The sequence below is a fragment of the Bradyrhizobium sp. SZCCHNRI1009 genome, assembly GCF_032487575.1.
In the GTDB taxonomy this organism is placed as follows: domain Bacteria; phylum Pseudomonadota; class Alphaproteobacteria; order Rhizobiales; family Xanthobacteraceae; genus Bradyrhizobium.
Window position 1 is genome coordinate 26232 of record NZ_JAUEUL010000021.1, and the last position, 24747, is coordinate 50978.

16 protein-coding genes are annotated in these 24747 nt (G+C 66.5%); 9 read left to right on the top strand and 7 right to left on the bottom strand.

Going from position 1 to position 24747, the window contains the following annotated elements:
• Positions 1-88: 88 nt before the first annotated feature.
• Positions 89-1564, bottom strand: coding sequence for an amidase (locus tag QX010_RS26530; RefSeq protein ID WP_316182825.1), 1476 nt, complete (start codon positions 1562-1564; stop codon positions 89-91).
• 273 nt (positions 1565-1837) lie between these two features.
• Between QX010_RS26530 and QX010_RS26535 the strand changes: the two genes are divergently transcribed.
• The 4 genes from QX010_RS26535 to QX010_RS26550 are packed head-to-tail and all read left to right on the top strand — an operon-like array spanning position 1838 to position 7727.
• Positions 1838-2257 (top strand): hypothetical protein, encoded by a 420-nt coding sequence (locus QX010_RS26535; RefSeq protein WP_316182826.1) that lies wholly within the window; start codon positions 1838-1840, stop codon positions 2255-2257.
• A 58-nt stretch (positions 2258-2315) separates the two neighbouring features.
• Positions 2316-3584, top strand: coding sequence for a divalent metal ion exporter subunit IhpA (ihpA, locus tag QX010_RS26540; protein WP_316182827.1), 1269 nt, complete (start codon positions 2316-2318; stop codon positions 3582-3584).
• Complete coding sequence (ihpB, locus tag QX010_RS26545) at positions 3581-4567, top strand: divalent metal ion exporter adaptor subunit IhpB (protein ID WP_316182828.1); 987 nt, start codon at positions 3581-3583, stop codon at positions 4565-4567. The genes ihpA and ihpB overlap by 4 nt, the downstream gene beginning before the upstream one ends.
• The gene (locus QX010_RS26550) at positions 4560-7727 is read left to right on the top strand and encodes a CusA/CzcA family heavy metal efflux RND transporter (protein WP_316182829.1); all 3168 of its coding nucleotides are present in this window, start codon (positions 4560-4562) and stop codon (positions 7725-7727) included. The genes ihpB and QX010_RS26550 overlap by 8 nt, the downstream gene beginning before the upstream one ends.
• 61 nt (positions 7728-7788) lie before the next feature.
• Here QX010_RS26550 and QX010_RS26555 read toward each other — a convergent pair whose 3' ends face one another.
• A complete protein-coding gene (locus QX010_RS26555) occupies positions 7789-8355 on the bottom strand; it encodes a hypothetical protein (protein ID WP_316182830.1) in 567 nt (188 codons plus the stop codon).
• A 342-nt stretch (positions 8356-8697) separates the two neighbouring features.
• Here QX010_RS26555 and QX010_RS26560 point away from each other — a divergent pair, with 342 nt between their 5' ends.
• Together QX010_RS26560 and QX010_RS26565 are read left to right on the top strand one after the other, a co-directional pair.
• Entirely contained in the window at positions 8698-9093 is a 396-nt protein-coding gene (locus QX010_RS26560) for a GFA family protein (RefSeq protein WP_316182831.1), read from the top strand.
• Between the two features lie 1102 nt (positions 9094-10195).
• The gene (locus tag QX010_RS26565; RefSeq protein ID WP_316182832.1) at positions 10196-11452 is read left to right on the top strand and encodes an aminopeptidase; all 1257 of its coding nucleotides are present in this window, start codon (positions 10196-10198) and stop codon (positions 11450-11452) included.
• Between the two features lie 104 nt (positions 11453-11556).
• Here QX010_RS26565 and QX010_RS26570 read toward each other — a convergent pair whose 3' ends face one another.
• The gene (locus QX010_RS26570; protein WP_315805232.1) at positions 11557-12021 is read right to left on the bottom strand and encodes a DUF4399 domain-containing protein; all 465 of its coding nucleotides are present in this window, start codon (positions 12019-12021) and stop codon (positions 11557-11559) included.
• 327 nt (positions 12022-12348) lie between these two features.
• Here QX010_RS26570 and QX010_RS26575 point away from each other — a divergent pair, with 327 nt between their 5' ends.
• A complete protein-coding gene (locus QX010_RS26575) occupies positions 12349-12801 on the top strand; it encodes a cupin domain-containing protein (RefSeq protein ID WP_316182833.1) in 453 nt (150 codons plus the stop codon).
• Here the strand turns inward: QX010_RS26575 and QX010_RS26580 are convergent.
• Entirely contained in the window at positions 12798-13616 is an 819-nt protein-coding gene (locus tag QX010_RS26580) for an MBL fold metallo-hydrolase (protein ID WP_316182834.1), read from the bottom strand. The two genes, QX010_RS26575 and QX010_RS26580, sit on opposite strands and share 4 nt — an antisense overlap.
• Positions 13617-13723: 107 nt before the next feature.
• Here QX010_RS26580 and QX010_RS26585 point away from each other — a divergent pair, with 107 nt between their 5' ends.
• Positions 13724-14629, top strand: coding sequence for an alpha/beta hydrolase (locus QX010_RS26585; RefSeq protein WP_316182835.1), 906 nt, complete (start codon positions 13724-13726; stop codon positions 14627-14629).
• A gap of 5 nt (positions 14630-14634) precedes the next feature.
• Here QX010_RS26585 and QX010_RS26590 read toward each other — a convergent pair whose 3' ends face one another.
• The 3 genes from QX010_RS26590 to QX010_RS26600 form a co-directional block, all read right to left on the bottom strand.
• The gene (locus QX010_RS26590; protein ID WP_315805228.1) at positions 14635-16161 is read right to left on the bottom strand and encodes a permease; all 1527 of its coding nucleotides are present in this window, start codon (positions 16159-16161) and stop codon (positions 14635-14637) included.
• A complete protein-coding gene (locus tag QX010_RS26595) occupies positions 16158-16907 on the bottom strand; it encodes an ABC transporter ATP-binding protein (RefSeq protein WP_316182836.1) in 750 nt (249 codons plus the stop codon). The genes QX010_RS26590 and QX010_RS26595 overlap by 4 nt, the downstream gene beginning before the upstream one ends.
• Positions 16908-17052: 145 nt before the next feature.
• Positions 17053-17808 (bottom strand): transglutaminase-like cysteine peptidase, encoded by a 756-nt coding sequence (locus tag QX010_RS26600; RefSeq protein ID WP_316182837.1) that lies wholly within the window; start codon positions 17806-17808, stop codon positions 17053-17055.
• Positions 17809-18414: 606 nt separating this feature from the next.
• Here QX010_RS26600 and QX010_RS26605 point away from each other — a divergent pair.
• Positions 18415-24726 carry a VCBS domain-containing protein gene (locus QX010_RS26605; protein WP_316182838.1) on the top strand — a complete coding sequence of 2104 codons (6312 nt, stop codon included), beginning with the start codon at positions 18415-18417 and terminating at the stop codon, positions 24724-24726.
• The last annotated feature ends 21 nt before the right edge of the window (positions 24727-24747 follow it).

Below are 24747 nucleotides of genomic sequence, written 5' to 3' on the forward strand. Positions count from 1 at the left end.
CCAGTGCGCGGCGCCGGCTCCGGCCGGCACCATCCACGCTGGGCAACGATCGACGGGCAACGACGGATCAGTGGCCCGTGGTCGCGGCTCAGGCTTTGGTCACATGCACGGCGGGTGTCGCACCGCCGTTCCACTTGCCGTCGATCGCGCGCTCGATCTGGGCTGCGAGCTGCAGCAGCAGGCCGTCGTCGGCCTGCTTGCCGATCGCCTGGATGCCGAGCGGCAGGCCGTGCTCGTTGGTCGCGAGCGGCAGCGAGATCGCAGGGATGCCGCAGAGATTGGCGAGCGGCGTGAAGGCGAAGTTGCGCCACAGGTTCTCGAACCAGTCGAGCACGGACGGATTGTCGCTGATGGTCAGATATTCGGTGGTGCCGATCTTCGGCGTCGGCAGGGCCGTGATCGGAGTGAGGATGATGTCCCAATCCTCGAAGAAGGCACCGAAGGTACGCGACGTCGTGTTGAACACCGCCTGCATCGCCGCGCGCTCGGCAAAGCTCGTATCGCGACCCGCTTCCCAGATGCGGATGTTGATCGGCTCGATCAGCTCGGCCGGCGGCCGCTCGAGCTTGCGCGACGCGAGCAGGTTGTTGATGACGATCGCGAAGTTGGAGATGTAGCAGGTCGTCTGCGCGGCGAACGCGGCGCGATAATCGACGTCCGGCAGCGCGTAGCCGACGTGATGGCCGAGGCCTTCCAGGAACTTGCCGACGCGCGCCAGCTCGGCCGCGATGTGCGGGGTGGCGCGATAGTCGCCCCATTGATGCGACAGCGCGATTTTCAGCTTGCCGGGATCGCGCTTGATCAGCTCGACATACGGCTCCGGCGTGGTCCAGTACGGCATGAACTCACCCGGCGCGCCGCCGCGGCAATGGTCGACGAACGCCGCGGTGTCGCGCACGCTGCGCGACTGGCAGCCCTGGATCGAGACCAGCCCGGAGAGATCCGACAGATGCGGCGCGATCGAGAACACGCCGCGCGAGACCTTCAGGCCGATATTGCCGTTGACGCCGGCGGGAATCCGGATCGAGCCGCCGCCATCGGTCGCATGCGCGATCGGCACGACGCCGGCGGCGACCATCGCCGCGCTGCCGGCCGAGGAGCCGCAGGTCGTGTAGTCCGTGTTCCAGGGATTGCGCGTGACGTAGACGGCCGGGTTCTCCGCCGAGCTGCAGACGCCGAACTCCGGCGTCGTGGTGCGCCCCATCAGGTTGAGGCCGGCCTTGCGCATCTTCCCCGTGAGATGCGTGTCGGCGGCGGGGCGGTTGCCGCGCATGTAGAGCGAGCCCTGCTCCTGCAGCCGCCCGGCCATGGTCGGTCCGAGATCCTTCATCAGGAACGGCAGGCCGGCGAAGGCGCCGTCGGCATTGGCGCCCGCCTTGATGGGATCTTCGACGGCGTCGGCAAAGACCTCGACCACGCCCGACAGCGCGGGATCGACCTTGGCAATGCCTTCAGCCGCCTGCCGCGCCAGCTCCGCCGCCGTCAGTTCGCCATTGCGAACGCGCGCCGCCAGCGCCATGCCATCATGCCGGGCCCACTCGTCCCAGCTCATCGCCAACGTCATCTGTCTTCCGATCCTTCGCGCGGCGCATCGCGTGTTCGATGAGTTCGCGCCCTGCATGTTCCGCGACGCGAACCTTAGTTTGCGAAGGCGGCGAGTCAATCAAGCACGCTGCATGCCGCCAATACGGCGCGCTCATGCGCCACGGCTTGCCGGTGATCGCACGGGTCCACGCGCGTTCCGGAAATCGGCACTCGGGCGCTCCTTCGGCCGATCGCGGCGGATGCACGCTGTGCCGCGCCAGGCGCGCCGTTCCCGGTTCCTCTTGTTACATTGTTGCTGATCGACAACCGCGCCGGCCGCGTGCTATCCGCTGGCCGAACAGGGGGCGCGGTGCGCAGCATTGGCAAACGAGACATCACGAGTCGTCCGCGCATGCTGCGCCGGATCGTGGCTGCCTGCCTGATGCTCGCCTATGTTCTCGCCGGCGCGCTGCACGGCGCCTGTGACATCGACGTCGCCCATCCCTTCGCCGGCAAGCCGGAGATCGCGTCGCTGCTCGACCGGGCGGGCCACACCGATCAGCGCGGCGTCGCCGACCATCATTGCCATGGCTGCTTCTCGGTGGCCGTGCCGCAGCCGCAGTTTGCCGCCGTCCCGGCCGAGGTCGTGGCCGCGACCGGCTGGGCCGTTCCCCTGCTCAGTGCAGGCATCCTTCCCGAGTCCGAGTCTCCGCCGCCAAGACACCTGAGCTGACGCAACGTGCCGGACGGCCGACGCCGTCCATCCTTGCCCGTCCAGACAGGTTCATCTCATGCCATTCCCCGGGATGGCTGCGCGCGCCATCGGCGCCGCGGCCCTGCTCGTTCTGTCCGTGCACGCGTCAGCGGCGCAGACGCTGACCCTCCGCGCGGCGCTGTCGCGCGCGCTCGCCGCCAATCCGCGGCTGTCCGCCGCCGACCGCGACATCGGCATCGCCTCCGGCCAGCGGCTGCAGGCGGGCGCGCTGCTCAATCCCGAGCTGTCCTATGAGCAGGACAATTCATTCGGCTCGGGTCAATATCGCGGCACGCGGTCGGCCGAGACCACCTTGCAGATCAGCCAGGCGTTCGAATGGTTCGGCAAGCGTGACGCGCGCATCGCCGCCGGCCAGGCCGGCGTACGGGTCGCCGAGATCCAGCGCCAGGCGGTGCGGCTGGAAGTGCTGTCGGAGACCGCGATCGCCTTCGTCACCGTGCTCGCCACGCAGCGGCGCATCCAGATCCTCGACGATCAGGTCGCAGCGCTCGATCGCCTGACGCCGCTGCTGCGCCGTCGCGTCGAGGCGGGCGCGTCGTCGCCGGCGGAGACCGGCCGTGCCGAGGTCGCCTCGGCGCTGGTGCGGGCCGATCGCGAGCGCGTCAAGGCGACGCTGTCGAGCGCGCGCCGCGAGCTCGCCGTGCTGATCGGCGACAGCTCGGCGAAGCTTCCGGCCGTCACCGGCCGTTTCGATGCGACCGGCCAGCCGCCGGCGTTCCAAACCGTGATCGCGGCCGTCGATGCCAATCCGCAGCTCGTCCGCTGGACCGCGGTCTACGCCCAGCGTAATGCCGAGCTGCTGCTGGCCCGGCTCAAGCCCTATCCCGATGTCCGCGTCGGCGCCGGCTGGCGCCACTTCAACGACACCCAGGACGATGCGGTCAGGCTCAGCGTCTCCGTGCCGATCCCGGTGTTCGACCAGAACCAGGGCAACATCCTCTCGGCGCAGGAAAGCCTCGCCAAGACCGAAGCCGAGCGCAAGGCCAACCGCAACGCGCTGCTGGTGATCGCCGGCCGCGCCTACGATTCGCTGCAAGGCTCGCTGCGCGAATTGTCCGTGCTGCGCGAGATCGCAATACCGAAGGCGCAGGAGGCCGCCGACGAGATCGCGCAGGGCTACAGCGCCGGCCGCTTCTCTTTGCTCGAAGTGCTGGACGCGCAGGCGAGCGTAGCGCAGGCGCGGCTGCGCGAGCAGGAGGCGCTGCAGAACATCCATGTCGCCGTGGCGACGATCGAAGGCCTGGTCGGCCGTCCCTTCACCCTGGCACGGGAGACCGCGCGATGAGACCATTCACCGTCATCCTGATTGCCGTCCTCGCCGCCGCGGCCGGCGCCGGCGCATCGCGCCTGCTGGGCGAGGCGGAGCCGCATGCCGACGCAACGGTCGGCCATGCCGATCATGCCGAGAAGGCGGCGCCGAAGGATCATGTCGAGCAGGACGAACATGGCGCCGACCGCATCCGCATCAGCGACGTGAAGCTCGCCGCGGCCGGCGTCGCGCTCGCCGAAGCCGGACCCGCGACCTTGTCGGATACGCTATCGTTCAACGGCGTGCTGCGCGCCAACCAGGAAGCATTGGTGCAGGTGACGCCGCGCTTTCCCGGCATCGTCCGTGCCATCAAGAAGCGCATCGGCGACACCGTCGCCAAGGACGAGCTGCTCGCCGCGATCGAGAGCAATCAGAGCCTGACGGCGTATGATCTCAAGGCGCCGATCGGCGGCACCATCATCGACCGCCAGATCTCGCTCGGCGAATACGCCTCCGAGCAGAAGCCGGCCTTCGTGGTCGCCGATCTCTCCACGATCTGGGTCGACCTGTCGATCTACCGCCAGGATCTCCGGCGCGTCCGCCTCGACGACGAGGTGCTGATCGACCCCGATGACGGCCGCGGCGCGATCCGCGGCCACGTCTCCTACATCGCGCCGGTCGGCGCCAGCGAAACGCAGACCGCGCTCGCCCGCGTCGTGCTGGCCAATCCCGACGGCCGGCTGCGTCCGGGCCTGTTCGTCACCGCGCAGCTGGTTCTCGCCAAGCGCAGCGTCGCCGTGGCGGTCCGCGCCAGCGCGATCCAGACCCTGGAGAACAAGACCGTCGTGTTCGTGCGCGAGGAGGGCGACAAGATCGAGGCGCGCCCGGTGGTCACCGGCGAATCCGACCCGACCCATGTCGAGATCCGCGACGGCCTCGCCGCCGGTGAACACTACGTCGCCGAGAACAGTTTTGTGGTGAAAGCGGAGATGGGCAAGGGGGAGGCCGAGCATGATTGACGCGCTCCTCGCCTTCGCCGTGCGCCAGCGCTGGCTGGTGCTGCTCGTCGCGCTCGCCGCGGCCGGCTTCGGCGCCTGGAATTTCACCCGGCTGCCGATCGACGCCGTGCCAGATATCACCAACGTGCAGGTGCAGATCAACACCAAGGCGCCCGGCTACTCGCCGCTCGAGACCGAGCAGCGCATCACCTTCCCGGTCGAGACCGCGATGGGCGGCCTGCCGAAGTTGGACTACACCCGCTCGCTGTCGCGCTATGGGCTGAGCCAGGTCACCGTCGTGTTCCAGGACGGCACCGACATCTATTTCGCCCGCCAGCTCGTCAACGAGCGCATCCAGCAGATCAAGGACCAGCTGCCGCCGGGCGTCGAGGTGGCGATGGGACCGCTCTCGACCGGGCTCGGCGAGATCTTCATGTATGCGGTCGAAGCCAGGCCCGGCGCCAAGACGCCTGACGGCGCGGACTACTCGCCGACCGATCTGCGCACCATTCAGGACTGGATCATCCGGCCACAGCTGCGCGGCGTGCCGGGCGTGATCGAGGTCAACACCATCGGCGGCTTCGAGCGCCAGTTCCACGTGCTGCCCGATCCCGGCCGCCTGATGGCCTACAAGATCAGCTTCCGCGACGTCATCGCCGCGCTGGCGTCCAACAACGCCAATGTCGGCGCCGGCTATATCGAGCGCAATGGCGAGCAATATCTGGTGCGTGCGCCGGGCCAGGTCGGCAGCGCCGCCGAGCTGAAGGACATCGTGATCGGCGCCCGCGGCGGCACGCCGGTGCGCATCGGCGACGTCGCCGAGGTCAGCGAAGGGCGCGACCTGCGCACGGGAGCGGCGACGCTCAACGGCGAGGAGACGATCCTCGGCACGGCGATGCTCCTGATCGGCGAGAACAGCCGCGCCGTGGCGCAGCGCGTCGCGGCCCGGCTCGACGACATCGCCAAATCGCTGCCCGAGGGCGTGGTCACGCGCACGCTCTACGACCGCACCCATCTGGTCGAAGCGACGATCCGCACCGTGGAGAAGAACCTGCTCGAAGGCGCCGCGCTGGTCGTCGTCGTGCTGTTCCTGCTGCTCGGCAACATCCGGGCCGCGCTGGTCACCGCCTGCATCATCCCGCTGTCGATGGCGATGACCATCACCGGCATGGTCGAGAGCAAGGTCAGCGCCAACCTGATGAGTCTTGGCGCGATCGATTTCGGCATCATCGTCGATGGCGCCGTCATCATCGTCGAGAACTGCCTGCGGCTGCTGGCCCAGGCGCAGCATCGCAAGGGCGGACGGCTCACGACCGCCGAGCGGTTGCAGACCATCGTCAGCGGCGCGCGCGAGGTGATCGGGCCGAGCCTGTTCGGCACCGGCATCATCGCCGTGGTCTATCTGCCGGTGCTGACCCTGACCGGCGTCGAGGGCAAGATGTTCACGCCGATGGCGCTGACGGTGCTGATGGCGCTCGCCGCCGCCGTGCTGTTCTCCATCACCTTCGTGCCGGCTGCGGTCGCGATCTTCGTCACCGGCGAGGTCTCCGAACAGGAGAATCTCGTCATGCGCGGCGCGCGGCGGATCTACGCGCCGCTGCTGCGCGGCGTGATCGCGCACCGCCTGATGGTCGCGGCGGTCGCCGTGATGATCGTCGCGGCGAGCGGCTTTGCCGCGACGCGCATGGGCGGCGAGTTCATCCCGAGCCTCGACGAGGGCGACGTCGCGCTCGCGGCGTTGCGCATCCCCGGAACGAGCCTCACCCTCTCGGTCGATCTGCAGAAGGCGCTTGATGCGCGGCTGCGGCGCATCCCCGAAGTAAAGGACGTCTTCACCCGCATCGGCACGGCGGAGGTGGCGACCGATCCGATGGCGCCGTCGCAGGGTGACGGTTACATCATGCTGAAGCCGCGCGAGGAGTGGCCCGACCATGCGAAGCCGAAGGCGCAGCTCGTCGCCGAGATCGAGGCGGCGGCCGACGAGATCCCCGGCAGCAACTACGAGATCTCGCAGCCGATCCAGTTGCGCTTCAACGAGCTGATCTCCGGCGTGCGCAGCGACGTCGGCATCAAGATCTTCGGCGACGATCTCGACATCCTGCAGGGGGCGGCGCGCCAGGTCGAAGCCGCGATCCGCGGCGTCAATGGCGCCACCGACGTCAAGACCGAGCAGGTCGCGGGCCTGCCGATCCTGACCGTCAGGATCGACCGTCAGGCGCTGTCGCGTTACGGCCTCAGCGTGGCCGAGGTGCAGAGCGTGGTGGAGATCGCGATCGGCGGCAAGGCCGCTGGGAAGCTGTTCGACGGCGACCGCCGCTTCGACATCGTCGTCCGGCTCCCCGAGCGTCTGCGCGGCAATCTCGATGCGATCCGCGCGATCCCGATTCCGCTGCCGGCGGGTGAGGAGGCGAATGCCGCGCCGCTGCGCACCGCGTTCTCCTCGGTCACACAGCCGCGCTATGTGCCGCTGTCGTCGGTGGCCGCGGTCGCCTCGGCGCCGGGGCCGAACCAGGTCAGTCGCGAGAACGGCAAGCGGCGGATCGTCGTGTCAGCCAATGTTCGCGCCCGCGACCTCGGCTCGTTCGTGACCGACGCGCAGGCCGCGGTCGCCGAGAAGGTCAAGCTGCCGCCGGGCTATTGGATCGGCTGGGGCGGCCAGTTCGAGCAACTGGTGTCGGCGACCAAGCGTCTCACGATCGTGGTGCCGATCGCGCTGGCGCTGGTGTTCCTGCTGCTGTTCATGAGCATGGGCTCGTTTGCCGACGCCGCGCTGGTGTTCTCCGGCGTGCCATTGGCGCTGACCGGCGGCATCGCCGCGCTGCTGCTGCGCGGCCTGCCGCTGTCGATCTCGGCCGGCGTCGGATTCATCGCGCTGTCAGGCGTCGCCGTGCTCAATGGCCTGGTCATCATCGCCTTCATCGAACGGCTGCGCCAGGAGGGCCGCTCCGTCCGCGCGGCGGTGGAGGAGGGCGCGCTGGCGCGATTGCGGCCGGTGCTGATGACGGCGCTCGTCGCCTCGCTCGGCTTCGTGCCGATGGCGATCGCGACCGGCGCCGGCGCCGAGGTCCAGCGCCCGCTCGCCACTGTCGTGATCGGCGGCATCATCTCGTCGACGGTGCTGACGCTGCTGGTGCTGCCGGCGCTGTACGTGCTGTTCAGACGCGAGGCGCGGAGCGTGTAGGCGGAAGCGGCATGCAGCTCGCGACTTCGTAGCTGCATGCCGCGCGCGCTGGCGTCGAGACCTAGTTGAACGCCATCGGCGCCGCGCTGGCCATCCAGCCGTCGGTCCGTGCATTGCGGGCGAACCGCTGATATCTCGGCGCACGGGCTTCGCGCGTGACACGCGCCGCTGCGCCGAACATCGTGGAACCGCCAGTCGGGTTCACGATCGTGTAGCCGGCAATCGAGCGCGGATGCTCGCGGGTGACGTGACCGCCGGAATTGCCGTCATGCACATACCAGATGTTGCCCGCAACCTGCTGCTGCAGGATCATGACGTGGCCGGAGCGGACCGCAGCCATGCCCGGTGCGGGAGCCGCGCGTGGAAAGCGACGCCAGTTGGATGCGAGATTCAACTCGGGAATGACCCGGCCGAACGTGTAGAGCGACGCTTCGCAGCCGCAGAAGGCATGCGGGCATCCCGACGGCCGGCCACCGACAACGCGGCCCTCGCCGGGGATCGAGGCCATGGCGTCCATGACGGAGTGATGGTGACGGTACGAGTAGTGATGATGATGGTGACGAGGACGCGCCTCGGCTTGAACGGAGAGAGCCAGCAATGCGGCGACGACAATAACAACGCGGTACATTTGGAGGACTCCTGTACGCTGTGAAATCCCCCTGCCGCGCGCCAATCAACCTCTAAACATGTCCTCAAAGTGACCGAATCCCCTGTGAGCCATGCATTTGCGCGACAGCGCTGTCCGGTCATCCCGGTTCCAATTCATCAGGAGTGATTGACTCTCGATGTCGAGGATGACTCACAAACAGTCGAGTGTTCCGCGTGGGAAGACCATGCTACCTACTAACAATGCGGCGACCGAGGCGGGCCTTCAGTCGTCCTGATAGCTGCAAGGATGCAGTCGGTATAAGTAACATCCTCCACGCGTGCGGCGCTCTTGGACATTCCAGTGCACTCATAGGAGATCGTCATGACCACGTTCCGCGGCAGTTGCCTCTGCGGCCGGGTCGGCTTCGAGGTCGATGGGCCGTTCGACAAATTCCTCAATTGCCATTGCTCGCGCTGTCGCAAGGCCAGCGGCGCGGCGCACTCCTGTGAGGTCGTCGTCAAGGCGGCGGCGCTGCGCTGGCTGGGCGGCGAGACGAACGTCACGCGGTTCGACCTGCCGCAGGCGCGCAGCTTCGCCACGGCCTTCTGCAGCACGTGCGGCAGTCCGGTGCCGCATCTGACGCGCAGCGGCCGAGAAGCGATCATTCCTGCCGGCGGCTTCGATGAGCCGCTCGGCACCGTTCCCGATCGCCACGCGCACTGGGCGTCACGCGCCGACTGGTACGTTGATGATGGTGGGCTGCGCGTCGACGACTGACGCGATCGAGAACGCCGCCCGTCGGGCGACTCATGCCCTCGCGCTGAGATGAACAAGCTCGTTCCAGCCCCTGATCCGTTCGATCGCTGCTGCGTCTGGAGACTGATTTCACGAGCAGGTTCAGGCTGATTTGGGCTGTCCAGTCCCGGCAGAAAAAATATCCTGCTTGGCGTTTTCGGAAAATCATGATTGTTTGTCGCTGTCCCGCCTCATCGACGAGGGGCGTATCGCGGTCGTCACGACACGTGGAGGCGGGATGTGATGGGCGGGCCGGTTTGCAGCGTGGTCATTCGCGCGGACGAACAACATCGGCTCGCACGGTCAAGTCGCGTGGTCCTGATACTCCGATGCCAGTATCAAGCCTGCGTTGGCGCCAATGGCGCCGCGTGGGTGACGGTGACCAAAAAGCCCGGCGCACCGGGGAGAACGCGAAGCAGCCGTAAAGCCATCGCGCAGGGAGGGCCGGATCATCCGGCTGGACCTGTGGTACCTGCCGCCTGCATTTTTTGAGCAGGCGGGCCACGGGCCTCAGTCGAGGTCCGGCCTTCCCTGCACCCTTTCGTTTGAAGAGGGTGAGACCACCGTATCACTCGGACGCCTGGGGCGCCGCGAGGCCATGGACGCACATCCCCATATGCCGCTCAAAATTGTTGATCACGACGCGCCACTGGCTCAGTGCCGACCCTCCCCCTCCAGGGCAGGGCTATCGCATATGGAGATACAGGGCCATCGCGATGAACGATTCTGCAGGTTAGTTACTCCGTCATGCCCGCCTTGCCCGGGCATCCACGTCGTTCTCAGCATGATGACGCGGAGAGAGGTAAGCGCAAAACCTCGATCGCCATATGTGATAGCCCTGCCCTCCGAGGCAGAGCGGCACCGAGCTCGGGGCTCAGCTTTGGAAAGCGACGGGTGCGGACCCACAGGGCCGTTTTGAGGTGTCAGCCATGTCTCCGAACGCCTTCACGGCAGTTGTCAGCGCCATGCTCGGCGGCGACAAGGGCGGAGAGGCGATGCCGGAGTCGCCCCCGTTCGCCATTGACCGCCCGACCGTTTGGCCTATCTCTTCAACACTGCAAAGAAACGGAACTGGACCCTCCTGATGACCGCACATTTCAGCAACTTCGATGCCGCCATCGATCCCGTGAAGCTCGACCGCCTGGCCGAGGTCGCGGTGAAGGTCGGCTTGCAGCTTCGGCCCGGTCAGGATCTGCTGCTGACCGCGCCGTCGGTGGCGCTGCCGCTGGTGCGCAAGGTCGCCGAGCACGCCTACAAGGCCGGCGCGGGGATCGTGACCTCGTTCTTCTCCGACGAGGAGCTGACCTTGGCGCGCTACCGTTTCGGCCATGACAACAGCTTCGATCGCGCCGCCGACTGGCTCTATCAGGGCATGGCCAAGGCGTTCTCGGAGAACACCGCGCGGCTCGCCATCGTCGGCGACAATCCGATGCTGCTGTCCGGCCAGGATCCGGCCAAGGTGGCGCGCGCCAGCAAGGCCAACTCCAAGGCCTATCAGCCGGCGCTGGAGAAGATCACGAATTTCGAGACCAACTGGAACATCATCGCCTATCCGAGCCTCTCCTGGGCCAAGCTGGTCTTCCCGGATGTCCCGGAAGAGGTCGCGGTGGCGAAGCTCGCGGACGCGATCTTCGCGGCGTCGCGCGTCGATCGCGAGGATGCGGTGTCGGCCTGGGAGCGCCACAACGCGGTGCTGCGCGAGCGCACCGAATGGCTCAACGGCCAGCGCTTCAGTGCGCTGCATTACACCGGACCCGGCATGGACCTGACGATCGGTCTCGCCGACGGCCATGAATGGGAGGGCGGCGCCTCGACCGCCAAGAACGGCATCACCTGCAATGCCAACATCCCGACCGAGGAAGTGTTCACGACGCCGCATTGCCGTCGCGTGTCGGGTCACGTCGTCAGCTCCAAGCCGCTGTCCTATCAGGGCACGCTGATCGACAACATCCAGGTGAAGTTCGAGGAGGGCCGCATCGTCGAGGCCAGGGCCTCGAAGGGCGAGGAAGTGCTGAACAAGGTGCTCGACACCGACGAGGGCGCGCGTCGGCTCGGCGAAGTCGCGCTGGTGCCGCACTCCTCGCCGATCTCCAAGAGCGGCCTGTTGTTCTACAACACGCTGTTCGACGAGAACGCCGCCTCGCACATCGCGCTCGGCCAGTGCTACTCGAAGTGCTTCGTCAACGGAACGTCGCTGTCGCCGCAGCAGATCGCCGCCCAGGGCGGCAACCAGAGCCTGATCCACATCGACTGGATGATCGGCGCGGCCGACACCGACATCGACGGCCTCCATGAAGACGGCCGCCGCGTGCCGGTGTTCCGCAAGGGCGAGTGGGCTTGAAGGACGAGTGGGCCTGACGCATGACGGGCCGGCGCCACGCGTGCACCGGCCCGAAGCGGGCCGCGAGCGATGCTCGCGGCGGGGTCGTCGTCGGTCGAACGGTCCTACTGCTTGGCGCTGCCGGTGGTGGCCTGCACGTCGATCGTGATCCGTTCCGACATGACCGGCTTGTTGTGCGGGATATGGCTCCAGTCGCCGAGCACGAGCTGCAAGGTGTGCTTGCCCGGCGTGAGATTGACCGAGGCTTCGGTCTGGCCCTTCCCGAAATGCACGTGGCCGGCATCGACCGGGATCGCCTCGTTGAGCGCATCGCCCTCGAGCGCGGGCGCGTCGATCAGCAGATGGTGGTGGCCGGTGTTGGGAGCCTCGGTGCCGGACGGCGCGACGCCCATGCCGGACAGGCCGAAGCGGATCAGCACCGGCGAGGAGACGGTGTCGCCGTCCTTGAGGTTGATGAAGTAGGCCTTGGCATTCTCGGGGGCGGGCGTTTCGCCCGCCATGACGACGCCGGTGGTTGCAAGGGTGGCGGCAGACAGCGTGAGGGCGAAGGCGAGGCTCAGTCGGCGCATCCTGGGAAATCCTTATCTCTGCGAAGGCGGCAAATCTCTAAAGGTGACGGCACAACTCAGGATGGGCAGGGCGACCGGAGGGGCGCCTGTCCGCATCTTGCAGTGCGGCTAAACAGTAGATCAGCAGGTTTGGCGAGGCCGCGAACAAATTGCGGCGTTCGCGTGAAGTTTATAGCGCTGGCGTGGTTGTGATGCGACGGCTGGTCGCGGCGATTGGTTCAAATCTTAACGACTGCGGAAAGCAGCCATTAGGTGCAACCGGCTACGGTCGCAGGCTCATGCCGGCGTTCGCCCGGTCATTTCAGTCCCATGCATTTGAGGTCCACGATGTCGCCGTCCTTGATCGAAACCGCCAACCTCACCGTCGACCTGGCGCCCGCTCCGATCGAGCCGTCGTGGATCATCGAGGGCACTCCGACCGCGACCTCCTGCACCATCGCGCGCAGCAGCGACGGGCTGGGCTCGACCATCGTCTGGCATTGCACCGAGGGCAAGTTCAACTGGTACTACGATTTCGACGAGACCATCCTGATCCTCGAAGGCGCGATCGTGCTGGAGAGCGATGGGCTCCCGGCAAAGCGCTATGGGCCGGGCGACGTGATCTTCTTCCGCGACGGCGCGCATGCCAAATGGCATGTCGAGGGCCACGTCAAGAAGCTCGCCTTCTGCCTGAAGACGCAGCCCTATGTGCTCGGCCTCGCGGTGCGCGTGATCAACAAGCTCAAGCGCATGTTCCTGACGCCCGAAGGCCGCCGCGGCACCAGCCTCGCGGGCGCCTAGACTCCGTCGAGGATGATCACCGTCGGCATCGACGGCAGCAGCTCGCGCGACAACTTCAACGTCCGCTCGCCGCGCCGGTCGATCTCGAACTGCTGGCCAATCCTGCGCATGAACTCGTCGAGCGGCGTCGCGAAGCGGTGCATCGGCAGCACCACCGAGGCGCGCAGACGCCTGGTGATCTCGGAGATGCCGTCGAGCGACATCGTGTAGGTGCCGTCGATCGGCACCATGACCACGTCGAGCCGGCCGATCGCGGCGAAATGCGTCTCGTCCAGCTTGACATGCAAATGGCCGAGATGGCCGATGCACAGGCCGGCGACCTCGAAGATGAAGATCGAGTTGCCGTCCTTGATCATGTCGGCGCCGATCGAATCGCTGAAATAGCGCCGGATGTCGGTGGTGATGTTGCGGATCAGCACGTCGCCGATCCGCTCGTAGATCTGAGCCGGCTTGCCGTCGTCGCCCCAGCCATGCAGCACGTGCGGGATGCGCGGATCGGGCGCCAGCGTGTAGTGCGTCGAATGCGCCCGGTTCATCGTGATGACGTCGGGCAGCCGTCCGACCTGATAGGCGCCGCTGTAGTCGGTCGCGATGCGGATGCCCATCGGCGTGTCGATGAAGTAGGTCGAATGGCCGGCATAGGTGATCGTCACCTCGTTGCCGGCAGCCGCCGTCCGGCGCAGGCTGACCGGCATGGCGCGCGGCGGGCCGCCGGCCATCGCCAGGCACTCGCTGGTGCGCGGCCCCGATTGCGCCACCGCGGGCGATGCGAATGCGACCAGGACGGCAAGCAGCGAGACCAGCGAGCGCAGCATGGCAGTTCCCCTCCAACAGCGCGTGCGAGTGTAGCGGGGAATTTCGATCAGAACTATCCTCGGCGCTGCGCCCGGCTCGAGAGCGCGGCGCGATGCGGGAGGATGGCATGACGGATCAGGTGTTGCGGCCGCTACGGGAGATCGACGCTGGCGTGCTCCGCATTGCCTATGTCGAGAGCGGGCCGGCCGACGGTCCCGTCGTCATCCTGCTGCACGGTTATCCCTACGATATCCACTCCTATGTCGAGGTCGCGCCGCGGCTCGCGGCACAAGGCTGCCGCGTCATCGTACCCTATCTGCGCGGCTATGGACCCACTCGTTTCCGCGACGCATCGACGCCGCGCTCGGGCCAGCAGGCCGCGGTCGGCGCCGACCTGGTCGCGCTGATGGATGCGCTGGCGATCCCTCGCGCGGTGTTCGCCGGTTATGATTGGGGTGGCCGCGCGGCCTGCGTCGGCGCGGCGCTGTGGGCCGAGCGCTGCACGGGCCTGGTCTCCGTGAACGGCTACCTGATCCAGGACATCGCGCGGGCGCTGGAGCCGGCGCCGGTGCCGCGCGAGTTCGCGTTCTGGTATCAATGGTACTTCCAGACCGAGCGCGGACGGGCCGGGCTCGCGGCCCACCGCGCCGAAATTGCACGGCTGCTGTGGCAGCAATGGTCACCGCACTGGCGCTTCGACGATGCGACCTTCGCGCGCGCGGCGGAGGCGTTCGACAATCCCGATCACGTCGATGTCGTGATCCACAGCTATCGGCATCGCTACGGGCTGGCCGAGGGGGACCCGCGCTATCAGGACATCGAGCAGCGGCTGGCGAGCCTGCCTGTCATCGCGGTGCCCACGATCACGCTCGATGGCGACGCCGACGGCGTGATCCCGGCGACGGACGGCCAGGCGCATGCTGCGAAGTTCAGCAACCGGATCGGCCATCGCGTGATCCCTCGGGCCGGCCACAATTTGCCGCAGGAAGAGCCGGCGGCGTTCGCCGCCGCCGTGATGGAGGTGTTGCGCTGAACGCTTCAGGTCCGTGCCGGGCTCAGCTTCCAGGCCGCGAGCAAGAGGCCCGCGGTCATCAGGCCGCAGACGATCGCAGCCTCGGGCAGCGCGAGCGCCAGCGCCGCGGTCGCCGCCCAGCCGATCGAGGAGAAGGCCTCGGCAAAGGTCGCCAGCCGCGACGAGGTCTGGCGGCGCCGGAACTGGCTGCGCCGCGCCTGGATCCGGAACCAGAGCTGGATGGCCGTGGAGGAGACGGTCGCAACCAGCACGGCCACCGCTGTGACCACCGCCTGCGCCGGCGCGACCCAGCCGAGCGCGAGCACGAGAGGCGCAAAGATCATCGCGATCGTGATCAGCACGACCTCGACCTTGGCGCGCACGATGCGCGTCCCCGGCAGCGGCGCCGTCGCCACCAGTTCGGGCGCGTCCTCGCCGGAGATGGTGAGCCAAGCGAGGCCGCCCGCGAGCTGGCCCGCCGCCATCACGACGACCGGTGTGATCAGGAACACCGCCTGCGAGCTGTCCGAGTAGCTGCGCCACAGCAGCAGCGCCGGGGGCACCAGATAGAGCAGTTGCATCAGCGTCTGCGAGATCAGCCAGGGATCGCGCCGCAGCAGCATGAACTCCTTGCGCCGCAGCGCCTGCTGCCGCGAGCCGCCGCGAAACGACCTGACGCGTGCGCCGGCGCGGCTGGAGACGCCCTGGGCCGCGGCGCTGATCGCGGTGTCGGCGAAACGCGGCGAGAACATGATCATGACGACGCCGAGCAGCAGCAGTCCGGTGGCCAGCAGAATCAGCAGCGCCTGGCCGTCGCCGAGCGCCGCTCGGGCCGGCAGCCAGACAAGACTGTCGGGATCGGGCGCGATGGCGGCCGCGGCATCCGAGGTGAGGACGGCGAAGCGCGACAGCGTGCCATAGGAGACGATCGCAGCGATCTGCAGCACGATGACGAAGCCGGCGCCGATCACGGCCGCCAGGATCTGGGCGACCAGCCGCGTTCGCGCCGGGCCGATCAGGCGGAACAGGACGATCGTGATGGCGATGGCGATAGCCGCCGCCGACAGGCCGACGGCTGCGACCACGACGAACGCCGCGAGCCAGCGCGCGCCACCCTCGATCAGCAGCACGTCGACGAAGGGGGTCGCGAGCAGCAGCGCCATGCTGGTCACGGAGAGCGCGATCGCCGCGATCCGGACGGAGAAGATCTCGGCCAGCCGCACCGGCGACGACATGATGAGATCGAGGTCGGCTCGGGCGTAGAACACGCGGGTGACGGATTCGATCGCCTGCGACAGCATCAAGGCCCAGGACAGCATGATGGTCGCGGTGATGACGATCAGCGCGGTCTTGTCGAGCGGCGGCGCGAGATCGGCGTAGCGGCCGACCACGACCCAGGCCGGCAGATGCATGAGGGCGCCGAACAGCACGAGACCGATGATGGCGGCCCGCGTGCGGCGCCGCCGGCCGGCCGTGATCATGCCGAGCCATTCCCGCCAGGCGAGCCGGAGCTCGTGACGGGCGAACCAGGCGAGCGTCGCCGCCCGCGTCATGCCGCGGACTCGACGTCGACCAGCGCGATGAACAGCTCCTCCAGGCTGGTGTCGGTGCGCCCGTTCTGCTGGCGGAGCTCGGCGAGCGTGCCCTCGGCGACGACGCGTCCGGCGGCGATGACGCCGATCCGGTCGGCCATGCGCTCGGCGACTTCGAGAATGTGCGTGGTCATGATCACCGTGCCGCCGCGGCGGACGCGCTCGGCCAGCAGGCCCTTGACGTGCCGCGCCGACACCGCGTCCAGGCCGGTCAGCGGCTCGTCCAGGATGATCAGCCGCGGGTCGTGGATCAGCGCGCCGGCGAGCGCCACCTTCTGGCGCATACCCTTGGAAAAGCCTTCGCAGCGCTCGTGCAGATGCGGCTCCAGCCCGAGCGAGACCAGAAGCTCGGTTGCCGCCTCACCTGATCTCGCGGGATCGATGCCCCACAGTCCGGCGACGAATTCGAGATATTCGAGCGGCGTGAGCTTGTCGTAGATCATGGGCTCGTCGGAGACCCAGGCCATCACCTGCTTGGCCGCGATCGGGTCGCGCAGCGCGTCGATGCCGAAGATCTCGATCCGCCCGGCATCCGGCCGCAGCAGGCCCGCGACCATGCGCAGCGTGGTCGTCTTGCCGGCGCCGTTCGGGCCGACCAGTGCGTAGAATTCACCCGAGCGCACCACGAGGTCGAGCGCATCGACCGCCGGCCGCTCGAAACATTTCGTCAGTCCTCGCACGGCGAGGGCGGGGCTGCCTGGGATCATGACGGCACTATCGCCTCGTTCGGTTGGCGTCTGCAATGTGGATGCAACTCGTTGCGGCGTGGTGAACGGACCCGCGGTGCCGACCGGTTCCGCGCTCCCGCCGTGGTCCTGCGCCATTGGAGAGCTGCACCGCTGCGGGCGATGGTCAATGGTTCACGGAACCCGTGCTGTCTGGCGACAGCGCCTGGGCCTCTGCCATCAGCGGCAACGGCTGATAACGGGAGATGCCGGTCTCGTCGATCACGAACAGCGGCCGTACCTGCCGCGCGTCGCTGTCCTGGACCATCGCCATGCGCTGATTGTCGAGCATGAGCCAGCGCCCGTCGAGACGCGCGGCCGCGACGGCGTGATCTTCGCCGCGCGCCTCGTCGTGCAGGATCACGATCCGCAGATCGTCGGCGGCAATGCCGGCCATCTGAAGCGCGACGAACTTGGCGATCGCGTAGTCCTCACAGTCGCCGGCCCGGTGCTCGAACGTCACGAGAGGAGAGGCCCAGACGTCCATCTGGCCATATTGAGCGAGGTCGCTGGTGGGGCGGATGGCCAGGTTGATCGCGCGATTGATCTCCCCCAGCCGTGCCCGTCCTTCGCGGAAACGGCCTTGATCGATGATTGCGAGCAGGCGGAGGGCGGCGGGGGAAACGCAGCGCTCGCGGTCACCATCGCACAGCGCAAGCTGCACGCGCTCGTCATCGAGCTTGCGCACGAGCGCCAGCCACTTGTCGCGCAACGCGCCGGCATCGAGGACCACCCGCGGCAGGGCGAAAGGCTCCGCATCCTCGATGGCGGCGAGCCCCGATGGCCGCGCGACAGGACCGGCGCTCGCCGGACTGCCGATCCACATGGCGGCGCTGGCGGCCGCGGCCGCCAGCGATGCGCGCATCAGCGCGAGAAAATTCATGTGACGCCCCGTGCCCGGATCTCGGCCGGCGCGACGCAGCGCCTGACGGAACCGGATGCTTGTTGGCGGTCAGCATGGATGTGGAGGCTTGGCCTCTGCTTAAAACCGGCACGCGGGCGATCAAATCGCAGGATTTACGCTGAACGTTGTGTTGCTCCGATGCGACAAATCCTAGCGAAAGCTGAGCGATGGTCGCGAAGGTCGGAAGGGTTCGCGGTGAAGTTGTGCTTTGAACTCAGCCGCCGCTCCCGCCAAATTGATGCAATTCGTCGATTCTTGTTCTCCCACCCACAGTCCTGCACTTGAAATCCGTTGTCAGGGGTAAGCCGGTGCGGATGTCGATGTCGGCAAAGGTATTGGCTGGTCTATGAATACTTGGAATTACTTCTATTTTCTGGAGAGACGTGAATTTTGACTTGGCCGGTTCCGCCCGGAGCCAGCTGTAAAGAGGGCAGAAACTCGCCAACATCGTAGCGATCCCGCGGAAGCCGCCGTTTTTGGCCACCTGAAGCACAAGCTGAAGGTGGTTCCGCCAGACACTTGCCAGTGATATGCACGCCTTGAACACTCATTCTTATGTATTCATTAACCATAGTCGGTGGCCCCGTGAATTACGCTGGCAATTCTGACGCCGCGCTTTTCTCCGACGGCCGGGGCGCCTCCTCGCACGGTCACGTGCGACTGGAGGCGCCGCACGCCCATGCGCCGACGGACGCGATCGTCGTTCCGGACGCGCATTTTCTGTTCAACGCCGATTTCAAGCGGTCCGGCCTCGACCTGATCCTCTCGTCCGATGGGCGCGAGATGGTGCTGCCGGACTATTTCAGGGGCGAGAAACGGGCGCCCCTGGCGTCACCCGATGGTGCGCATCTGACCGGCGACCTCGTCAATGCGCTCTCCGGCGCGGTGCAGGTCAGCCAGGCCGGGGCGGCTGCGAGTGTGAGCAAGGTCATCGGCCATGTGACCAAGCTGCAGGGCACCGCGACGGTCATCCGCAACGGCGTTTCGATTCTCCTGCACAACGGCGACAACGTCGAGAAGGGCGACGTCGTCCAGTCGGGATCGGATTCGACGCTCGGCATCACCTTCATCGACGGCACCGTGTTCGGCCTGTCGTCCAATGCGCGGATGGTGCTGAATGAAATGGTGTACGACCCCAATGGGTCGAACAATTCCTCGCTGATCAGCCTCGTCGCCGGCACGATCTCGTTCGTGGCCGGCGAGACCGCCAAGCACGGCGACATGAAGGTCGACACGCCCGTGGCGACCATGGGCATTCGCGGCACGGCGGTGCTGGTCGAGATCGATTTCACAGTGCCGGGGCAGGGCAGTCTGCCCGATGCCAAGTTCCAGGTGCTGGTCGAGCCGGACGGCCACACCGGCTCCTACGTCCTGTTCGACAAGACGACGCTGCAGCCGATCGCTGTGGTGAATCAGGCCGGACAGCAGATCCAGATCAGCAACGGAATCGTGAATCAGAGCGCCGTCCCGCTCACGCCGGACATCCAGAAGCTCATCAACGACGTCTTCTCGATCAAGTTCACCGACAACACCAATCCGAAGTCGAACACCCACTTCACCGATATCGGGGTGCCGCAGACGCTGACGCCGCTGACCTTGCCCAACGGCACCAGCGCAACGCCGGTGGTTCGCGTGGTCGACGACTCCGGCCCGACGACCGGGACTGGCCAGACCGGCGAGCAGCCGTCGCACATCCCAGGTCCGCCGGACGTCAGGATTCTCGATGCTGGCGGCCGGCTGACGACGGCCTTCGGATTGATGGAGCGTGCCGGTCAGACCGGGAACGGCACCGATCTCGACACCGTTCTCAGCCGCATCAATTTCGTCGACATCAACGGCATCGACCGGCCGACGGTGTCGGTGAGCTTCAAGTCCTATGCCTACAAGAGCGCGCAGCAGACTGATGTCACGGGCTCGTTGAACGCCCTGCAACTGCAGGACGTCATGGCGACGGCCGTGAAGATCGCGGTCACGCCCGATCCGAACAACAAGAACTATGGCACGGCGACGCTGACCTACAGCGTTCCCGACAACTACTTCGACTTTCTCGCGGCAGGCGAGACGCTCACGCTGACCTACCTCGTACGCGTCGACAACAATTTCGCGCCGTCCAATGAATTCACCGTGGTGCCGATCACGATCACGGTGACGGGCACCAATGACAAGCCCGAGATCGTCGCAACCGTGCAGACGATCGCGTTCGAGGGCGGCACCAGCGTGCCCGGCGGGCCGCTGACCTCGGACGATCCGACCTCGGGCACGCTGACCTTCAAGGATGTCGACCTCACCGACAGCCATACCGTCTCGGCCAAGCTGACCGGCGCGGTTCTGGAAGGCGGCGGCAGCATTCCGCCGGCCCCACTGGCGCTGTTCGAACAGGCGCTGACGGCATCACTGGCCTCCGACAGCACCGGGAGCGGCACCGGCAAGATCAATTGGAGCTTCGCCAACCTGCCGGTCTATGTCGCGGATTTCATCCCCGCAGGCCAGACGCTGACGCTCACCTACACGGTGACCGTGACGGACTCGCAAGGCGCGACATCGACGCAGACGGTCACGGTCACGATCACGGGCACCGACGATCCGGCGGTGGTCTGGATTGCCACGACGCAGCCTGGCGAGAGCAGCGGCGGGCAGGTTCATCTGTGGAGCGACGGCGCGAACTGGGCAACCGGTCTGGCTCCGACCGCCGATGATGACGTCATCATCATCACCGATCAGCTGCACGGCCTGACGCCGGCCTTCCCGGTGACGATCGATGACGGCGCCTACGCCTCCGCCAAATCGGTCACGCTGAATGACTTTGGCGGCGGCGCCGTCCCCGAACTCGACAATCACGGCTTGCTGACGATCGGCGGCGCGCTGACGGCAAAGGCCGACTCTCGCATCGTTAACTTCTCGGGCGCCACGATTACGGTGAATGGTTCGGCGCAGATGCTGGGCCAGAGCGAGCTGCACAATGCCGGCGCTGTGGTGCTGGATGGCGGCGGCGTATTCGGGGCTGCGGCCAGCATCATCAACACCGGGACGGTCGAGCTGTCGGCTGGCACGCTGACCGTGCATGGCAACGTCGCGAATGCCGATCAGGACAGCTCCGGCTTGATCAGGGTCGACCTGGGCGCCACCCTGACACTCGACGGCGGCAGCATCGACGGCGGCACCATCCTGATCGATGGCGTGCCGATCGTTCAGAATATCGGCACGCTGGACGAAGGTGGGCAGACGCCACCGCAAGCCAACGGCCTGCTCGCCCTGAAAGACGGGGCCGAGATCAGCAATGGCGAACTGACCAATTTCGGTACGATCGATGTGTCTGGCGCCGGAAATGCCATCTCGAACGAGATCGTCACGAACGCCGGCCTGATCGACATCAAGCCGGATGGCGCGCTCGCGCTCGACGACGACACCAGCGTCGACAATACCGACGGTACGATCACGGTCGAAGACGGCGCGACGCTGACCCTCTCGCAGGCGCGCATCAGCGGCGGCACGCTGACCAATGAGTCCGGTGGAACCGTCGCCCTGACCGGCGCAGCCGCGCTGATCGGCGGCACGCTCGACAATTCCGGCATCGTCGCCGTGTCCGGCAGCGGCAATACGTTCGAAGACGAGACGATCACGAATGCGAGCGCCGCCGCGATCACTATTGCGGTGAGCAGCGCGTTGTCTCTGTCCGGCACGAGCATCGCCGGCGGCGCTATCAGCAACGACGGGACGGTCTCCGTCGATGGCGACAGCACGATCGACGGCAGCGCCGTCGCGGGCGGCGCGCTGCTGATCGGCGAGACCGGTCCGCTCGCGGAGATGACGGCCATCCTCACCGTCCAGGGTGGCGCGTCGTTGACCGGCGTCGACGTCACGATCGGCGACGGGTCGAGGCTCGAGGTCGCCGCAGAGGAGAGCGCCAACCTGGTCGGCGTCACCGTCGACAATTTCGGCACGGTCCAGGTGGACGAAGCCGCGCTGCTGCTGATCGAGCACAGCACGATCACCGGCGGCGATCTCATCAACCACGGCATCGTGCATGTCGAGACCGAGGCGGCGACGACCTTCGACAATGTCACCATCGACAACACCGGCGGCCAGATCATCATCGATGAGGACGGTGTGGTCCCGGTGGCGTCGACCCTGGTGCTCGATGGAAGCACGATGATCACCGGCGGCACGTTGGACATTCGGATCGCCGGCACGTTGGAGATTGCCGGCCACGATGTCGTGACCCTTTCGGGCGTGGACGTCGACAATGTCGGCAAAATGACCGTCGATCTCGGTGCGACGCTCGATCTCGCCGGCACTGCGGTGAGCGGTGATGGCAGTCTCTATATCTATGGGACGATCACAGCGAGCGGCGCGAGCGGACTCAGCGGAACCATCTACAACGACGGCACGATCGAGATCACGGCCGGGACGTTCGAGATCAACGGGGATGTCACCGGCTCGGGGCTGATCAAGGTGGATGCCGGCGCGACGCTGACCGTCGATGGCCACGTCGACCAGGTCATCGACTTCAGCAGCGAAGGCAGCAGCGAGATCGTCATCGACGGCGCCAGCTTCTCCGCCAAACTCGCCGGCCTCGGAGCAGACGACAAGATCGATCTCCAGACGATCAAATGGAGTGACGCGACGACGGCGTCCTATGATGCCGAAACGGGCGTGCTCACCGTGATCGACGGTGAAGGGCACAGCATCGCTCTGACCCTCGTCGGCGATTTCAGCGACTTGCATTTCGCCGGCAGCAAAGACGCCAATGGCGGGACGTTGATCACGGTGACGGCCAAGGACGACGTGCCGGTGGTTACAGATCCCGGCAAGCCGGGTGCGTTGACCGAAACGGGGGCTCAGACGGGCTCGTCTGATCTGCAAAGCGTCACCGGGACCATTCATTTCAGCGACGTTGACCTTACCGATCGCCCGACAGCGTCGATCCTGCCTCATGCGCAGAGCGTGACATGGGTCGCGGCCGATGGGCACACCGACTTGTCCAGCCAGCTCACGCCGGAGCAGATCGCCGCGTTCGAGCAGGCGCTGCAACTGAGCCAGGGCGGCAATGCCAACAATGGCAAGGTCGGCTGGACCTATGCCATCGCCGACGGCAAGCTCGATTTTCTTGGCGCCGGGCAGACCATCAAGGTCACCACCACGGTGACGCTCGACGATCATCATGAAGGCGGGACCGCGACGTCGACGATCGTCGTCACCATCACGGGCGCCAACGATCTGCCGGTCGTGACGAGCGAAGCGCAGGCGGCCGTCGTCGCGGAGCGCACGGCCAAGTCAGGATCGGACCTGCCCGACACCGCGAGCGGCACCATCACCTTCACGGACGCTGATATCACCGACACGCATGTCCTGAAGGTGATCGGCGACGTCGCGACCTCGGGTAACGACGGCGGCCTGCCGTCGGACATGTCCGTGCTCAAGAGCTGGCTGTCGCTCGGCGCGCTCACCGAATCCGGCAAGGGGACGGGGTCGCAGGCCTGGAGCTTCGCTGCCGGCGACAAGGCGTTCGACTACCTCGGCGTCGGCCAGCAGGTGACGCTGACCTACACGGTTGCCATCGATGACGGCCATGGCGGCGTGGTCGAGGTGCCCGTCACCATCACCGTCAACGGTGCCGAGGATGCGCCCGTCATCACCGGTGAGACGAACCCGCCGGTCCAGACTGTCATCTTGGCAGAGCAGGCGAGGGTGCTGGCGAGTACCGCCAAAACGAATACGGAGGGCATGCCCACCGAGACGTTCGATCACGTGTCGGAAGGCGCGATCTCCGACAATGGACGCGGCCACGGCAGCTTCTACAGCGAGGCGCTGCACGCGACGTTCACGGCCTCCGGCAATGCGGGAATCGTGCACGGCTCGTCGCCGGTATCTGCAGCGCCCTACATGGTCGACGGGGCGGACAAGACCAACTATCTCAGCATCGGCAGCCAAGCCCAGGAGACGATCACCTTCGACAGCGCCAAGAACAGCTTCGGGCTGTATTGGGGGTCGGTCGACAGCTACAACAGCATCTCGTTCTACAACGGCAACAAGCTGGTGGCGTCCTACTCGGGCAGCGACGTCGCGCCGCTGCTCGCCAATGGCGGGCAGGCGTCGCTGGCCTCGAACGGCTATGTCGAGTTTCTCGGGCTGTCGCCGTTCAACAAGGTGGTGCTCGCCAGCAGCCAGAATGCGTTCGAGCTCGACAACGTCTCGGCGGGCACCATCGCCGATCAGCCGGTGAAATTGGCGAGCGACATGTCCGGCACCTTGACGGTGCTCGACAAGGATGTCGGCGACACGCTGACCGCTTCGGTGCACGACAATGGCGTGATCAAATACAATGGCTCTCTCAGCCTGCCCTCGAATGCCCATGTCCAGGCGCTGGCCGATGCCCACGCGATCACCTTCGACAGCGCGACATCCGATGGCGGTGCCGATGTCCTGCACTGGACGTATCATCCGGCCGACGTGAACCTGGATTTCCTCAATCCCGGCGACACGCTGACCGTGACCTATCAGGCGGAGGTCAGCGACGGCCACGGCGGCACTGCGAGCAAGGCACTGACCGTCACGTTGGCCGGCAACAGCGCCTCGACGATCAACGGCACCGATCAGAACGACGATTTCGTCAATGTCGGCGGCGGTGTCACGATCTTCGGCAAGGGCGGTAACGACACCTTCGTCTTCAATCCGCATTTCGGCAGCGCCACGATCGGCGATTTCGATCTCAACAAGGACATCGTCGAGCTCGATCATTCGCTGTTCGCCAGCGTGGACGCGATGGTGGCCGCCGCGCAGTCGGCCAACAACGGCCACGACACCGTCATCACCGATGCGGCGCATGATACGCTCACGCTCAAGGGCGTGACGCTGGATCAATTCAAGGCGCATCACGACGGCTTTCACCTGGTCTGAGTCCGCGGCGTTCGGGCTGCA

Coding starts and splice junctions, on each gene's coding strand:
- QX010_RS26530 (WP_316182825.1), bottom strand. CDS start 1,564: ATGACGTTGGCGATGAGCTGGGACGAGTGGGCCCGGCATGATGGCATG.
- ihpA (WP_316182827.1), top strand. CDS start 2,316: ATGCCATTCCCCGGGATGGCTGCGCGCGCCATCGGCGCCGCGGCCCTG.
- ihpB (WP_316182828.1), top strand. CDS start 3,581: ATGAGACCATTCACCGTCATCCTGATTGCCGTCCTCGCCGCCGCGGCC.
- QX010_RS26550 (WP_316182829.1), top strand. CDS start 4,560: ATGATTGACGCGCTCCTCGCCTTCGCCGTGCGCCAGCGCTGGCTGGTG.
- QX010_RS26555 (WP_316182830.1), bottom strand. CDS start 8,355: ATGTACCGCGTTGTTATTGTCGTCGCCGCATTGCTGGCTCTCTCCGTT.
- QX010_RS26560 (WP_316182831.1), top strand. CDS start 8,698: ATGACCACGTTCCGCGGCAGTTGCCTCTGCGGCCGGGTCGGCTTCGAG.
- QX010_RS26565 (WP_316182832.1), top strand. CDS start 10,196: ATGACCGCACATTTCAGCAACTTCGATGCCGCCATCGATCCCGTGAAG.
- QX010_RS26570 (WP_315805232.1), bottom strand. CDS start 12,021: ATGCGCCGACTGAGCCTCGCCTTCGCCCTCACGCTGTCTGCCGCCACC.
- QX010_RS26575 (WP_316182833.1), top strand. CDS start 12,349: ATGTCGCCGTCCTTGATCGAAACCGCCAACCTCACCGTCGACCTGGCG.
- QX010_RS26580 (WP_316182834.1), bottom strand. CDS start 13,616: ATGCTGCGCTCGCTGGTCTCGCTGCTTGCCGTCCTGGTCGCATTCGCA.
- QX010_RS26585 (WP_316182835.1), top strand. CDS start 13,724: ATGACGGATCAGGTGTTGCGGCCGCTACGGGAGATCGACGCTGGCGTG.
- QX010_RS26590 (WP_315805228.1), bottom strand. CDS start 16,161: ATGACGCGGGCGGCGACGCTCGCCTGGTTCGCCCGTCACGAGCTCCGG.
- QX010_RS26595 (WP_316182836.1), bottom strand. CDS start 16,907: ATGATCCCAGGCAGCCCCGCCCTCGCCGTGCGAGGACTGACGAAATGT.
- QX010_RS26600 (WP_316182837.1), bottom strand. CDS start 17,808: ATGAATTTTCTCGCGCTGATGCGCGCATCGCTGGCGGCCGCGGCCGCC.